This is a genomic window from Parabacteroides sp. ASF519, from assembly GCF_000364265.2.
Classification (GTDB): domain Bacteria; phylum Bacteroidota; class Bacteroidia; order Bacteroidales; family Tannerellaceae; genus Parabacteroides; species Parabacteroides goldsteinii.
This window is the reverse complement of the sequence record NZ_AQFV02000006.1, coordinates 2,523,607-2,539,136: the sequence shown is the minus strand read 5'-3', so window position 1 is coordinate 2,539,136 and position 15,530 is coordinate 2,523,607. Positions and strand designations below refer to the sequence as shown.

10 protein-coding genes are annotated in these 15,530 nt (G+C 42.9%); 1 reads left to right on the top strand and 9 read right to left on the bottom strand.

Annotation, left to right across the window (positions count from 1 at the left end; all coding sequences use genetic code 11):
* Positions 1 to 71: 71 nt before the first annotated feature.
* The 6 genes from C825_RS09835 to C825_RS09810 form a co-directional block, all read right to left on the bottom strand.
* Positions 72 to 5,564, bottom strand: coding sequence for a T9SS type A sorting domain-containing protein (locus C825_RS09835; RefSeq protein ID WP_010802351.1), 5,493 nt, complete (start codon positions 5,562 to 5,564; stop codon positions 72 to 74).
* Positions 5,565 to 5,724: 160 nt separating this feature from the next.
* The gene (locus C825_RS09830; RefSeq protein WP_010802350.1) at positions 5,725 to 7,086 is read right to left on the bottom strand and encodes a hypothetical protein; all 1,362 of its coding nucleotides are present in this window, start codon (positions 7,084 to 7,086) and stop codon (positions 5,725 to 5,727) included.
* The gene (locus C825_RS09825; protein ID WP_010802349.1) at positions 7,083 to 8,105 is read right to left on the bottom strand and encodes a FimB/Mfa2 family fimbrial subunit; all 1,023 of its coding nucleotides are present in this window, start codon (positions 8,103 to 8,105) and stop codon (positions 7,083 to 7,085) included. Before C825_RS09825 ends, C825_RS09830 begins: the two co-directional genes overlap by 4 nt.
* A gap of 19 nt (positions 8,106 to 8,124) precedes the next feature.
* Positions 8,125 to 10,092: an Mfa1 family fimbria major subunit gene (locus tag C825_RS09820; RefSeq protein WP_010802348.1), complete on the bottom strand. Its 1,968-nt coding sequence runs from the start codon at positions 10,090 to 10,092 to the stop codon at positions 8,125 to 8,127.
* A 23-nt stretch (positions 10,093 to 10,115) separates the two neighbouring features.
* Positions 10,116 to 11,546: a DUF3868 domain-containing protein gene (locus C825_RS09815; RefSeq protein WP_007657518.1), complete on the bottom strand. Its 1,431-nt coding sequence runs from the start codon at positions 11,544 to 11,546 to the stop codon at positions 10,116 to 10,118.
* A 13-nt stretch (positions 11,547 to 11,559) separates the two neighbouring features.
* Complete coding sequence (locus tag C825_RS09810) at positions 11,560 to 12,153, bottom strand: DUF3575 domain-containing protein (RefSeq protein WP_044214758.1); 594 nt, start codon at positions 12,151 to 12,153, stop codon at positions 11,560 to 11,562.
* A gap of 441 nt (positions 12,154 to 12,594) precedes the next feature.
* Between C825_RS09810 and C825_RS09805 the strand changes: the two genes are divergently transcribed.
* The gene (locus tag C825_RS09805; RefSeq protein WP_010802347.1) at positions 12,595 to 13,362 is read left to right on the top strand and encodes a TrmH family RNA methyltransferase; all 768 of its coding nucleotides are present in this window, start codon (positions 12,595 to 12,597) and stop codon (positions 13,360 to 13,362) included.
* Between the two features lie 263 nt (positions 13,363 to 13,625).
* Here the strand turns inward: C825_RS09805 and C825_RS09800 are convergent, their stop codons facing one another.
* The 3 genes from C825_RS09800 to C825_RS09790 are packed head-to-tail and all read right to left on the bottom strand — an operon-like array spanning position 13,626 to position 15,443.
* Positions 13,626 to 14,435, bottom strand: a complete 810-nt coding sequence (locus tag C825_RS09800; RefSeq protein ID WP_007657511.1) for a DUF4296 domain-containing protein — start codon at positions 14,433 to 14,435, stop codon at positions 13,626 to 13,628.
* On the bottom strand, positions 14,436 to 15,062 hold the full coding sequence (locus tag C825_RS09795; RefSeq protein ID WP_007657509.1) for a lipoprotein signal peptidase: 627 nt from the start codon (positions 15,060 to 15,062) through the stop codon (positions 14,436 to 14,438).
* Positions 15,063 to 15,443 (bottom strand): TraR/DksA family transcriptional regulator, encoded by a 381-nt coding sequence (locus C825_RS09790; protein ID WP_007657507.1) that lies wholly within the window; start codon positions 15,441 to 15,443, stop codon positions 15,063 to 15,065.
* Positions 15,444 to 15,530 lie beyond the last annotated feature (87 nt).

The following is a 15,530-nucleotide window of genomic DNA, read 5'->3' as shown; positions in this document are numbered from 1 at the left end:
AATGGCGGCCATTAATAATATGACCGCCATTCAGTTACAAATATCTATGAAGATTTATATTGTATCCACAATTACTTAACCTCCATTTTTTCCGAACATACCTGTGTTACACTTTCAGCTTTAACGATATAAATACCGGGAGCCAAGTCTTTGACATAGACCGTCTGCATATTCAGATTATCCAAATAGCGCAAACGCTGTCCGGAGACGCTATAGACGGAGATCCGGGTAAGCGGATCAACCGATGAAACCACAATCTGACCGTTTCCATTGGCATAACATACAATCTCGTTGCGAGCGATCACCTCGTTCGACGTAGCGATCGAGCCATTCAGGAAGTAGCGTCCGGAAGTATTGCCGGAGACAGTCAGGGTCAAACCGTCAGTCACCGGATAAACCTTGCCACTCTGCTTGTCTACTAATGTAACATTCTGCATATCTCCCGACAGCTTGAAACTCAGTTCTACCGGAGAAGCATCTTTACCATAGATACCGACCGGAATATCTTTCAGTTCCGGCGTCACGTTGATAGCCGTCATCTGATTACCGGCAAGTGTATACACTTGCGGAGCGGCGACTTCCTCATTGATCAGCAAGGCTGCATCTTCACCTTCTATATAGCTGTCTGATGCTGTAACAAGACCTGCCACAAGCGCAGTGTTATGTACACCACCACGGCTGGCAGTGATACGCAATTGAGGCAATGTCTTTTCTGATGCCGCAGCAGTAGCGGAACGCAAGCCGACTTTCTTTCCTGAAGTGGGGGCCTTGGCTATCATAGCAGTAGTAAATACAACTTTATTATCCAAATCATTTTTAATAAATGATTGAAGAGGAGCTACATAGTTTGGATCGTAATCACTATCTGTAGATAACTCATACTTTTCACCTGCGATATTTGTAATTGTGGTATTGCCATCCAAAATATAATAGGTATCATTACTCCGAGGATTGATATCGAAAAACTCTTTCATATCTAAATGCGACATAAACGGATTTCCTACCATACCAGTTGTATTAGTTTCCAAAGAAGTAACCTCTCCTTCTCCTTTCTCATTCGGACTAAAATAGAAACGACCATTACCCTGTCGATTCTTTGTAATTAGAGTCTTACTGTCTTCGCTGCCCCCTGCACCGTTATAATAACTATACTTTGTATCTGCTTTGGGCAGACGGAATAACACTTTATCATCTGTTGTTGTCTTTGTCCCGATAGAAAATCCGATTCCCGGAGCAAACGATACATCCACATCATTATACAAATTTGACCAATTGGCTGATACTCCATATTGAGCTACATTGTTCGGATAAATAACATTCACAGAACTATTATTCCAACCACGCATATAAACAGCTGGAGTCCAACGGGTATAATCTATATTGTTATAATAAATCTCTCCAAACGCCGGAGTCTCTTGCCGTGCATATTTACCGATATTGCTCTCTTCTGTCGGCAAATACATATCTCCCGAAACAACACCTTTCAAAGGTGAAGCAAGCATATACCAACGGTTCGGATCCATTTCGTAGTCTACATGAGCTTTGTTGTAGGTCAGGTATTCCGTATGCAGGATTTCCGACTCGGGTTTGATATAGATTTCGTCGCAAGTGTTGCCGTAGAAGCGGACACAGGCGTAAGAATGTTCAGATAGTGCATTAACCGGTTTTCGGTTTAGTTCCACTTCAAAAGCCGGATCAGCCAACAAGTCATATTCGATGTTTTTAGTGGCAGCACCGATTTCATCCGATACATTTATACCAGGCATCATATTCAACAAGACGTTTTCAGGATCTTTTTCCTGGTCACCGGTATTCTTCTCCAGCTTGTATAGATGAGGATAAGCGGCATAAGCAGCCCCCTTATCCCCATAAGAATAAGAACCATCTTTTTCTTCTACTGTAGCTTTGCCATGAATTGTCACTTTCGTGAAACGCATCGGAGTGTAAGCTTCGGGATGTGTGCCATTGGCCTCGGCTGCTACTTTATCACCTAATATATAAAGCTCTGCATTTGTAGAACGTCTCCAATGATTCAGGTCGTCATTATTCCAGTTATGCTTTGTCTTTTCACTACCTACCCAAGTCACGTATTCCGGTACGATTTTGAGGGTAAGTTTAAAAGAATTTTCGTAAGCTATTTTGTCTACATTATCCTTATAAATTACAGCGTATGGTATATCAACCATATACCAGAAGCCTTCACGGAAATTACCGATAGCCTTGTCTGTAAATCTAATCTCGAAATAATTCTCCTTCCAATTAGCAGTAGTATTTTTATCTACAAGCTTATCCAATGTCGCAATTACAAGATCTTGATTGTTTACAAACTCCTTATCAGCAGTCCGGACTACTTTTATATCCGCATTATTTTTATTCTTAGAGAATATTCTATTTGCCTTTCCCGAATTCCGGAAATGAATAGGAATACGCAACGTTCCATTATTCTTCACCATCTCCCGAATCTGAACCAAGCCAACACGAACCGAACGAACATACGAACCGGTCTCCGGATCTTTATCCGGTTGAGGGTTATCGGGATCATCAGGATCTTCCGGATCGAGTTCTGGTACATCCGGATCACCCGGCGTAATTGTCGGAGGTGTTCCACCTAATTTGATCACTACAGGCTCCGTGCAATACAAATCACTTTCAATTTCCTCACCGGTTGTTGGATCCTTTTGTTTAGCTCGTGCCAGACCAACTACAGATTGGTATCCTCCAACCATCTCGTAATCAAAAGAAGAAGCTTCTAAAACAAACAAACCTTTAGGAGTACTTTTACTATAGAAACCATATTTATCTTGTAAAGCTTCTTTCAAAATATCTCTATTATTGCTTGCATTAGTTGAAATCTCACTTAAGGCTCCCCATATCGAATAAGATTTTCCATCTACCTCTACTGTTAATTTTTTAGCCTCTTCCAGAGTTCCAATAAACCAGTCGAAGCTGGCATTTTCCAATATATTCCATTTATCGTCTTTGAAATATTGAAAATTACCGACAATACGATACGTATTTTCTTGTTCTACATCTTCTTCCGATATTTCAGTTTGCGTATCATCCGAACCATATATTTTAAAGCGATCTTCTGCAACCGATATCTCAAACGGATCTCCAATCAAAGCACAAGCATCACATACAGGCGATATCTCCCCAGCTCCATTACCTATCGGTTGTGATGAAATTCTAGCTATATACTTCTTACTCTTAAAATATTGACCGATTTCCAGAGACATAGAATAGATTTTATCCGTATTGTCTTTTTGTTCAGAACCAAAAGATGAATAATCAACCCATCCCATGTCTTCCTTACGTGTGGAAAGATAAGATACACGACAATACTCAGGTTCTCCATCACCGTTATAATCTATTTTGAGAGGCTCATTCTTATTTTCAGAGTCATAAATAGAATAATAAATCTTTGTGAAGTAATTTTCTACAGCACCTTTCGGATCATCCTTGTAGTGTGCTTTTATATATTCAACTAACGCCTTCGGCAATGATTTTTCATCCCATACGACATCTTGATTCACACCCGATACCGGTTCACCTTTCGTCAGTCCCATTACATCTATTATATTGCTATAACTTGTCACAAACCGGACCTCTTTTAACTCCGTATCACACAAATCTCCAGCTTGAACAATTCCCACTTCCGGTTTTCTTTTGAAGATACGGATATCGTCGATAGCATAGTCGGCACCGTCGGTGTGAGGCTCGTTGTTCTGAACTTCCAAACGAAAATCAGAGCATCCAGCGATCTTTTCTTCTGAAACAACGAACTTATAATGAAATTGCTGCCATTGCATCAGGTATTCATTTACCTCAGTTTCTTTGTTATTAGAACCTGTGCTTGAGACATAGTGATCTAATGCATCACCTGTTGTAAATCGATGAAGTACAACTTCTTCCCCATCTTTAGTTGCCTTAAAAAGCAAATTCAAATTAGGACGTAAAGGTCTATTCCCATCTGCATTACAAGGACGCGTCATATCCGCAAGCCACCCCGTCACTGTCAACTCCGTATTTCCGCAAATAGTGCCATCTATCGGTACAGCCACCAATGTTCCCGGTTCATCCGTTGCATCAATATAATAAAAAAAGCCATATTTTTCATCATTTGTACCTTTCGTTATTTCATATGTTCGATCATACAAAGGCTTTTCTTGATACATTTGAACAGTATGCTTATGCGCTTTTTCGATATAAGGAGTTATCCACTTATAAACTCTATTCACACCGGCTTCTGTCGAACATTCATTGTCATTTCGGGAATGTCCAAGAGCATTTGCACTTCTGAACAAGCCATATACACCCGGAGCTGAAGTAAAACACTTCCCGTCTTTATCCAATAAAGACTTACCGTTTTTTGCTAAAAATCCGTAAGTCGTATAAGAGTCATTAAATGAGCCTAATGGTTCATCTGACATATTATCTCCCACTCCAATTTCTTTTGTTGCTCTATCTTGGTCAAAATCAACCCATCCGATCAGCTCATATTTTTTTGTATTACCTCTAGGCCACCTTACACTTTGTTCAGTTTTATCTATATCTTTTTCTAGCAAAAAATTTGCATTTTCAATCGGACGAAAAGTAAATCGGGCGATAATAGGACTTTCACCCGTATGCCCCGGCGTTTCACATACAGCCCGAACCTCCACCGTGAAATCTTCAGTTACATTTTTCACATCTAGTTTCTGATTTTGCTGCAAAGTAAGAGAAGCTGTTTTCGTTATCTGTTTAAAATCTTCAAACGCATCACTTTTTCCTACTATCCTATACTGAAATTTCGCACCTTGATGTGTGAGATCTCCCTCTTTCCAAAAATAATTATCCGGAGCATAAGGCATCGAGAAATTTATATACTCAGAACCTTTTGGAAAATATATTGAATCTGGATCCGGATTACCATTAATTTGAGAAATACATTCTTCTGCCGTTTTGATTTCATAAATATATCGCTTCAACAATGTAGGTTCCTGATAATTATTATTTGATATTTTTTTTCCATCTTTATAAATACTCACATCACAATAGACTATGTCATTCCCGGTATAAACATTGGGTAATTCATAAGTTATAGTAGAAGCATCAATACCTAATCCGCCAGTCACTACATTATCTTCTTTTAATCTATTTGACCAAATCAAACCATCTGTTTCTTTTACTTTTGCAAAGTAATCTTTTGTAACATATGAGTTATTACCATCAGTTTTTATACCCAGATATCCTCCACGTGCTTGAGCCTGATCACTGGTAACAGTTATTACCTCATGTCGAATAGTTCCTTTGCCTTTTACATACCAATGAACAAACCAGTTATAAGAGACATCACTACCAGATCTGGTGTTGATATTCAATTCAGGAAGAGATAACTTACGTGGTTTGTCTGGATCGACATAAATCGTCTTTACTTCAGAATGAACATTATCATGATTTTCTGAAAGAACCAAACTAATTTCAGTTTTCTGCCCCCACGCAACCATCCCCCCTCCTGTCAGCAAGGCGAACGACATAATCAGCATCCGAAGCCACCTGTCATATTTTATTTTATTTCGTTTCATCGTATTCTAATTTAGTTATAACATCAGTTATTTTTATCTTTCGAACTGCTTATCGAGTAACCCTTCATTTACTCGACAAGCAGACGTCCGTCTGTTCGATGAACAGGAGCCCATCTGTTCGATAAGCAGACGCCCGCCTGTTCAACGAACAGACGGACTCCTATTTCATGTTGAATATTTCCTCAAATTTCAGCGTAACAGGAAAAACGGATATCGTCTGACCGTTGCTTGTTGCTTTCAACTTAAATCCAAGGATCTTTCCATTATCAGCATATCCAACCATACAACCCTTTATCGTCTTACCTGTTAATTCTAACTGTTCTATTAACAAATCAGAATTTTCAACATCTATGATTGACCATTGGATATCATTCGGTACAGTCAATTGATTTTCCGGCGATTTCAACATTCCGATTTCAAGAGTAAACGGACCACCACCATACAGCGTACCGTTCAAACCTTCCATCACCTCCGACGTCATCACTGGATAACCACCGATCGGCGGATTTTCTCCTTTCAACTTCAAAGTCAACGTGTAACCACAAACCCACAAGTTCAGACTCCAAATATGATTGCGTTCGACTTCCGTGTTTTTAGTATATCTTTTTCCACTATGCATATCGTCAGCATGAAATATCTTCCCCTTACTTGTCGTGTTAAAATCAAGCAGGAAACCTTTTGCCTGAGCTGTCTCAAAAACATACATCCAGTCGGAGGTATATTCTTCCGGCTTATTCCCCATCGGTTGCAGCGTTTTTGTCTCCGCAGGTAAAAAACTCACATCACCTTTTTCATACCAATCCTTAATAGCCCCACCAAACAAAAGCGTTCTATTATTAAAAGAACCGAATGTAAGGCCATCCAACTGCAACTCGTGACTTGTGGCATTAGCCACCTTCACCTGCAAACGACTCACTAAACGGGTAAGTTCGATTCTTTTCTTTACCGAAGAAGAAACCTCCCACGTCTCAGCGTAACTCATCGGAAGATAAATTCCTTCCTTCGGGTTAAAACCACCTTCAGGCCAGGAGACATCTTCCGGTAGCTTCGGCATCTCGTCACCCTCTTTTGCCTCGATAGCAGCTTTCAGCGTCTCATTCTTCAGCGACTCCCAATTGGCAAAAGCATAAATCCGTTTCGTTCCTTTGGGCAACCGGAACTCTTCGGAACTCCAACTTGTCAGTTCACCCTCTTTAGCCATCTCATCATTCGTTAAATCGGGCAAAAACTTCTTCTCAATCTTTTGGGTAGAATTATTAACAATCAGCACGGCCAGCGAATGAATCTGTTCACCATCCAAAGCATTCTCGTCTTTCTTTTCTACCTCCTCACCTTCGTCAGCTTTCGTTTGCAACGAGGGCGCAACATCCGCTATGCCCACTTGCAAATCCACCTCCACTATTTCAGGAAGGTCCAGGTCGCCGGAGCCACCCTTCTCGCCACTCACACAACCGAAGGCGAGAAAAGCAAGCAGGCAGACAACCGCTGACAGGTTCCTATATGGATTCAATCGACCTTTCATAATGTCATCTCCTCATTTCCAAGTGTCAAGTCTTCCAAACGAACAATCCAGTCATCAACGATCACTTCAAGACAATGTGCCCGTCCGCCGACGATGTCGACGTATGCGGTGATCACATATTCGTCTTGCCGATCCAAATACTCCTGTCCCGGTAGTTTATGAGATGCTATCTGTGTCAATTTCAGGAGCTCCGTGAGACTGACGTTGATAAACGGCGTCTTCTCACTCGCATAACGGATACGAAGCGTACCGGTAGTGTTGTCGATCAAACGAAGTGTATTCAATTCCGTACAAACAGCTTCATACTTAATCGTTTCGTTACCGGAGGCTTTCACTTCCTCTACTTGTTGCAAATAAGGCAACCAGGTGATTCGTGTAGGAGAAACCGGTTCATTGTGCGCATCAAGATCGCCGTTTGTGGTAGTAACAGCAAAGTCGAATGCATCCGACGTCAGTTTCGTTCCCCGGTTGGCATCGATCAGTATGAAACGTATCTTATTGGTATTCTTTACCAATGGGAACTCGGTATCGGTAGTACCTCCGATAGGTATCGTATATTCCAATTCCCCTTGAAAAAGACCGGACAATTCGCGATCGACACGATTTTCCACCATTTGTACCGACATACGGAAGTCATCGATAGAAGAACCGGGGGCCGGTTCCGTCCACGTATAATCCTGAGCGTTCAAACCGGCCCAAGCCAACAGGCGGTAATCGCCCGGGGCAAGTTCGCTCAGATCCACTTCGTTCTTTTTTAACTCTTCCCCCTCGATCAGGCGAGATGAAAGAAACTTGCCATCAGCACTATAAATATACAAACGAACATTTTTTGCTGCCTCCTGATTCTCCATTTCATAGGCAAATGCATCGGCATGTTTGATATTATGCCGGTAGACAAAACGGAGTGTATGCCGGCAAAGAGGTAGTTCGTCATGGATATAATCGCATGAAGCCAACCCGGCCAGGCACAACAGTACCAGTACCGGGAAAAAGATATATTTTGTTGTTATTGATTTCATCGTTTTCTTATTTTAACGGTTAGAAATAAAACGTTTCAGGGTCGATTATCAACCAAGGTTTCACAACCACCTCGATCTGGATAAGCGGATCGATATCCGGGTCATCAGGATCATCCGGTCCGGGTGGCGTTGGTGGATTATCCGGATCATCAGGCCCTGGAGGCGTCGGTGGGTTATCCGGATCGTCCGGGCCGGGAGGTGTAGGAGGATTGTCCGGGTCATCCGGACCGGGAGGTGTCGGATCGACAGGTTCCGGATCAAACGGCGGTTCGTATGGGATATCATGTCCCAGGCCATAAATGTCACTAAGACGCAATTTGTAAACATTATTACGCACAATCGCATATTCCATAATCCCTTTTGATGGATCATTGTTGTTAGAATGACGAATCCAGTGAGTATAATAGCAAACTCCGTCAGCATACGTATGTAGTCCGTAACGTGCCAATAATCGGCGAGTATCCTTGCCATTCAGATTAATAATGGATGTACCGTTCGAACCCAACGAGTACCCAAAGGTGACATACATATAATTATTCCAGGACAACTGGTAGGCTTCTGCTTCTGTCAAACGGTCGGTTGCCGTCTTGCCTTTTGCCTTCTGAGTAAGAAAACGACGGTAACCCACCGGATCGTTTTCCTTTAACTCCTTCGTCAACTTCTCGACATCGCCCCAAGTCTTACCGGCAAAATCATAGCCGACCACATTCGTGCCGTTACCTGTAAATGCGGCCATAACAGCTTCCGCCGAGTTGTATATAACGCCTTTGTATGCAAAGAACGTGAACGGTGCACCATCCAAGCCCGTCCGTTCGATCGCTTTACCGGAAACCGGATCATAAACAATACATTTCTTAGGTCCATAAGAAGCTTTAAATACGACTCCCGTATTGATATAAGGCGATTGTTCCGCCTTAGCCACCGTATTTTCTTTCGTGTAACCCACACGGTACCAGTCACCCACACGTTCACCCAAACCGGGAGCAAACTTCCAGTTGGATACCGATGTACCGTAGCTCGTAAAATAGTTTTCATAAAGCGAAGCAAGCGGTTGTCCGGAACCGGATGGCTGTTCCGGATTAAAAACGCGACGATCCACATTGGCCAGCGTCTTCTTGCGACTCCACGGATCCAGCACGTAGTTGGTCTGGTGATCGCCCCATTCAGGTAATTCCAAGCCGAGGTATTTAAGCGTACTTTCCGCACCGTACGAACCGTCCGATGCTGCACCTATCACTCGTTTGAGCATATAGGAACCGGCATCCAGTTTGTTCACGATCAAAGCCCCGGTAATGGAAACCTGGGCCTCGCCGGCTGTCTTGTCCGTCACATCATAATATTTGTGTACCAATTGATAATCGATGCGTGCCGCATGACGTTCCACCTCAACTGTGGCCGAAGCCGGATTATCGATCGTATTCTCACCACAGATATACACTTGTGTGTCCAAATGACCATCCGAAGCCATCACAAAACGAGAATATTTTCCTCCATTCTCCGTCCAGGCACGCTTTTGCAAATAGTCACGCACACCGCCGAGCGTCATTCCCTGAAGCTGCGAACGTATGTTGCCAGTGTTGGTAATGACCAACAAGTCATACCAACCACCCGGAAGCCCCACAAGTACCGGTTCAGTACGATTGTCACCCTCCATGGCGTCACGATCCAGATACATAATTTTATCTATCGGGGTCGAGGCAGGAGAATTCACACCGTCTGTCCCTTGATAAAAGAGTAGCATCAGATCGTCGATGCGTGTCTCGTAGTCCTGTCCCGGCTCATAGCCGTCACCATTCTCGCCACCGGTGGGGTTTGAACGGGTTAAGTGTTTGGCTTCCGGACTACTGATAGTCAGACGAAGGTAGTTTTCCACCACCACATCCTCCTCCCCGTCATCACGGTTCAAATGAACTTCGTCAGTACAGCCAACCTGCATAAAACAGGTTGCCATACAGACGTATAAAAGATATTTATAGGCTATGTTCATAATCAATCATTTTTTGACGTTTTTCATTCTTCACGTTTTGCTTTGATCTGTTCGAGGTTTGCCTGGGCAGCTTTTCCTGTCACCGGACTATTCTGCAACGTATTCAAGATCTTTTCCGCACCGTCCAAATCACCGCGAAGCATCAGAATAGATGCACGTGCCAACTGTTTCTCATCTCCTTCGGCTGCTTTCTGAAGGTAACGTTCCGCTTGATCCAACTGGCCTCTTTGAATAGCTGTGTTGGCGGCATTCAGGTTCGATACCGGATCTTCCGGGAACATGCGGACAGCAATTTCGAACACTTCGTTATATTTCTCACTTCCAGCCTCATAACTTTGAGCCACCATAAACATTTCATTCAGACTCAACTGCTTTGGATCAGTATAGATAAGCGACCGGGCTTCTTCGGCTGTGAAATTGCGGATGTTATACTTCACCACATAGTCCGAATGGCGTAACGCAGGATAAACATCCCTGAGCAAAATTTTATAAGAGTTACCACCATTCAAGACTTTCAACTTCTGCTCCTTCTTATCGAGGTCGCGTGGTTCCTGATCACGAATAATAGCCAGCAACTCAGCTTTGTCCGGTAAATTCATTTCTTCCAGACGCTTTTCCAATCCTTCCCAGTCTTCCGGTTCGAAATCTACACTGAATGTAGCATGCTCGAAACGATAAAGACTTTTCACATAATCGCGTAAGGCCTTGGCACGATTTTCTGCTAAATATGTATTATTGGCGTATGAGCCTTCGGGAGAAGCAAAACCTTTGATCCACACTTCCGTGATGGTAGCATACGGATCGTCTTTCACGGACTCGACCGTCGCACGGATAGCTGCCAGCTCACGCGGATTGTTTCGGTAGTCGGGATAAATCGTTATTTTGTTAACCGGGAAATCCAAAAATGCTTTTCCCTCGATCGAACGCGCCTTGACCGCCTCAGCTTCAGGTGTACGATAGGCGAGCAACGGTCTCAAAACAACCGGTTCAGACATATTTATCGGAAAGAGTGGCAAACGGTCGTTCTGCAACGCTTCCCAACCACAACCGCAGAGGTCGGTTACGAGAGCCACTTCCGACTTCTTCATCCAAGGCGCCATTGGTGTGCGAGTGGTGTATTCGAAGAATTGTTCCTCACCATTATTACGACGCAATTCATATTCCCCGTGTGTCGAATAAGTACGCCCTGTACGGTCGTACAAAATATGACGATCGCGACCATTGAGAATAACCGGTGTCAAAGGACGGATACTATCACCCGAAACAACCACCGGTGTGCATACCAGACTACGGTCAGCAGGAACCTTCACTTTACCAAAATCGAACGTCATACCAATAATCAACGCATTGTCCGATTTCTCAACAATCTTATCCTTTACTTTAATCTCCTGTGCCTGCAAAGCAGTTGCCGCCAGCAGACTCGTTACTATAAGTATATGTTTGTTCATTTTCATAAGGCGGCGAAAATTAAAATTGATAAATCAGGTTAATTGCAGCCTGTGTTGGACCGAAGTAATGTTTCTTGACGTATTCCTGACGACGACCGCAGTTTGTACAGGGGTATTTCTCCGATTCGAGATAGAGATATCCCACACCGACCGTCGCTTCCAAATTCCAATGCTTGGAAAGCAACCATGAATAACCGTAGCTAACTCCTACTCCTGCTCCCCAACCTTGATGGCGCTCATTCTCGGTTCCCAGTATTTTGATGTCCGATACATTATATAATATGTAAGGGACATGCAGACCGATAAAATGTTTGTAGGAAGTTTCACAAAACCAATAACGCAACTCCGGATGGAGTCGCCAATGCTTAAGAGATTTACCATAGCTACCATCTTCTTTCTTTCCGTCGAACGGATTCAGACCGGTTTCTATATCTAATGACCAATGACGTGCCAGACGGAATTCAACTCCGGCATTGAAAGTCGCCATCGCTCCCCAATACGGAATATTCGTTTTCAGACCGACGACTGATCCTTTCTGGCCACTCAATCTATCCTGTGCATAAAACGACAGTGGAATCACAAACAGGAAGATCATGATAATAAGTTTTCTCATCATACTTTTTGTTTTTTAGTTATTTTGTTTCATTCGTTTATTATCCTCTTCACATCGCTATCAATCTATTCATTTCATTCATATCCAGACTACATGCATTAGGGTTGCCTGTAAATTAAGTAAATAAAATATATATAATTTTTTGCTGTGTACACAGCAAAAAACCCTCATGAGGGTTACTGGATTTATCCATCTATACTAGTTTTTCGAAAACTTCGCCTTAAAATTATAAATTATAAAAAGAGATTATTCCAAATACCGCTCAAATCAAGACATATGGTATAACAATAGAGAAATTTAGTCCTTCATACTTCACAAAAGTAATAGGCACAATCCTCCCAAAAGAAGAATTGTAATGTATTTACCTTATATCCACTTTTCAATGAAATGTAACTGAAATTAAATAAATTCCTGTACTTTTGCTTTGTAAAAAGAGTAAAGATGCTGAGTAAGTCTAAAATAAAACAGATCCGTTCACTGGAATTAAAGAAGTTTCGCAACGAGTTAAATGCATTTGTTGCCGAAGGAAATAAGTTGGTGGCAGACATGTTACATGCATTCGAATGCGACCTGCTGATAGCCAAACCGTCATGGATGGCAACACAAGGCGACATTCCCGCCAAGGAGTTGCTGGAAGCTGATGATGACGATATACGGAAAGCCAGTTTCCTGAAAAACCCGCAGGATGTACTGGCCGTCTTCAAACGTCCGACCTGGTCATTGGATGATGCCGACCCCAAAAAACAGTTAATCCTTGCCCTCGACGGGATACAAGACCCCGGCAATCTCGGTACGATCATACGACTGGCCGACTGGTTCGGCGTCGAACATATTATTTGTAGCCAGGACACCGCCGACGTATTCAGTCCCAAAACGGTACAAGCCACTATGGGGGCTCTCGTCCATGTAAAAGTACATTATACGGATTTGCACGACTACCTGAAAAAACAGGCAGAACAACAAATCCCGTTATATGGAACGTTTCTTGACGGAGAAAATATGTACGCGAAAGAATTATCGGAAACAGGTATCATCATCATGGGAAATGAAGGAAACGGTATCCGCCCCGAGATAGAAACGCTTGTCAATGAAAAATTATACATACCTAATTATCCACAGGACAGGGAAACATCAGAGTCGCTGAACGTAGCAATCGCCACTGCTGTAGTCTGCGCCGAGTTCAGGCGTCGTCGGGGAAATGCTGGGTAAATGACAGACTTGTACCAGAGAGTCTATGGTTACTGAATCCGTAACAGCCAGCCATTCCGCTAAAGAAGAAACTCCAACCAGAGGAAAAGTAATATCTGACGGTACCGGCAATAAAGTACCGTCATAAAATTCTGTATTCGCAATCTCCTGTACCAGAGGATACACACCGGTCAAACGTCCCTTTGCATCCAACTCAAGATAATGCATACGGTACCATTTACGCCAATATATATAATGCGAAGCAATCCTGCGCATATTTTGATCTAATTCTTTATAGAGTCCTTACGTGCAACTTGTATGGAGTCCTTTTCCGGTAACCGACCGTAGTTATACCGCATCAGGCTCAAACTATCCACATAAATTTTGAAATAAGAGGTGGAATCATCCTTTCCGTTCAGGCGGATAAAACCATACACGCTCTTTACCTGTTTGGTAGGCAAAGTCCTTAACGTTGTTTCATGATAACCGTCGCGAAGAATTTTGTCGTTTACGGTAATAATCGTATCTCCCTGATTGGCACTCAGACGGATCTCCGGACGATTCTTCATCGCATCGTTCAATCCCCAGACACGCATTCCCAATACAAACGTACTGCCGGACGGATAGTTGGTTTCCGGTTTAATATCGACCGCTATCCCGTTAAACAGGGCATTCGGTTCTAAAGTAAGATAAGTAAGACGCGGCCAGATATCTACCGAATCCTGTTTAGATACAGGGGCGGCATTTGCCTGCACATCTCCCAGCGCCTTTTGCCGTTCATTCAGTTCGGCCAGAACCAAGTCGTAGACCTGCATGTACACATCCAGGTTACGCCCATACCAGACCAGCGAACTGTCATAAACAGCCTGTTCTATTTTGTGCTTGCGGAATACAGACTGGTAAAGCGCTTCTTTCTCAGCATCGTCGCTATACTTTTTATAATCCGTGCTGATCATAGCTTCAGCCAGTTGCATATCAATCAGGACAGCCTTCATTTCCTTTTCCGACAAAATGCCATCAGGCACCTTACTACAGGAAACCAACAAAGCTGCCGTCAACAATGCGACACCATATCTGCGCAATTTATTCCGCATTTATTTATTACTTTCTTTTTCTTTAGAGAGACTGGCCGACAAGGTATGCCGGTAAAATATCAATAATAAGAAAACACCTACGCAGATTGCTGAATCCGCCAAGTTGAAGATAGGACGGAAAAAGACGAACTCCTCCCCTCCCCAAATAGGAAGCCAGTCAGGCAATACCGTCTGAATCAACGGGAAATAAAACATATCCACTACTTTCCCGTGCAGCCATCCCGCATATCCTCCGCCCGCAGGCATAAAAGACGCGATCTGACCGAAACTATGATCAAATACCACTCCATAAAATACGGAGTCGATAATATTACCGATTGCTCCTGCAAATATCAACGAGACACAAGCAATAAAACCGAAATTATATTTGTCTTTTACAAGCTTATACAGGTAATAACCGATAAAGCCGACCGCCACAATACGGAATATCGACAAAAACAACTTACCTATTACTTCTATACCGAAAGCCATTCCCGGATTCTCGGTAAAATAGAGATAAAACCACGGGGTAATCTCTATACTCTCATGCAACTGCATGTGTGTCTTGATCCAAATTTTGAGAGCCTGGTCAAGAATAAGGAGCAGCATTATAATCAACACTGCTCCCCAACCTTTAGAAAATTTCATTTATCTCTTACCTCCTTGTTTTGCTTCGATACTCAAAGTAGCATGAGGAACGGCACGCAGTCTTTCTTTCGGGATCAGTTTACCCGTTTCACGACAAATGCCATACGTTTTATTTTCTATACGGATCAAAGCAGCCTGTAAGTTCTGTATGAACTTCATCTGGCGTTGTGCCAAACGTCCGGCCTCTTCCTTCGACAAAGTTGCGGCACCTTCTTCCAACACCTTAAATGTTGGTGATGTATCAGCCACATCGTTACCATCAGAATTGGTTACACCCGATCTCAACAACTCGTAATCCTTCTTGGCTACCTCCAACTTCTCTAAAATAATGGCGCGGAACTCCTCGAGTTCAGCATCCGAATATCTTGTCTTTTCTGCCATGGTTCATTTAATTTTAGGTTCCACAATTCATAATATATATCAGGCGACCAAGTCGCAGTCCAAATATACGATAATATTTATATGCGG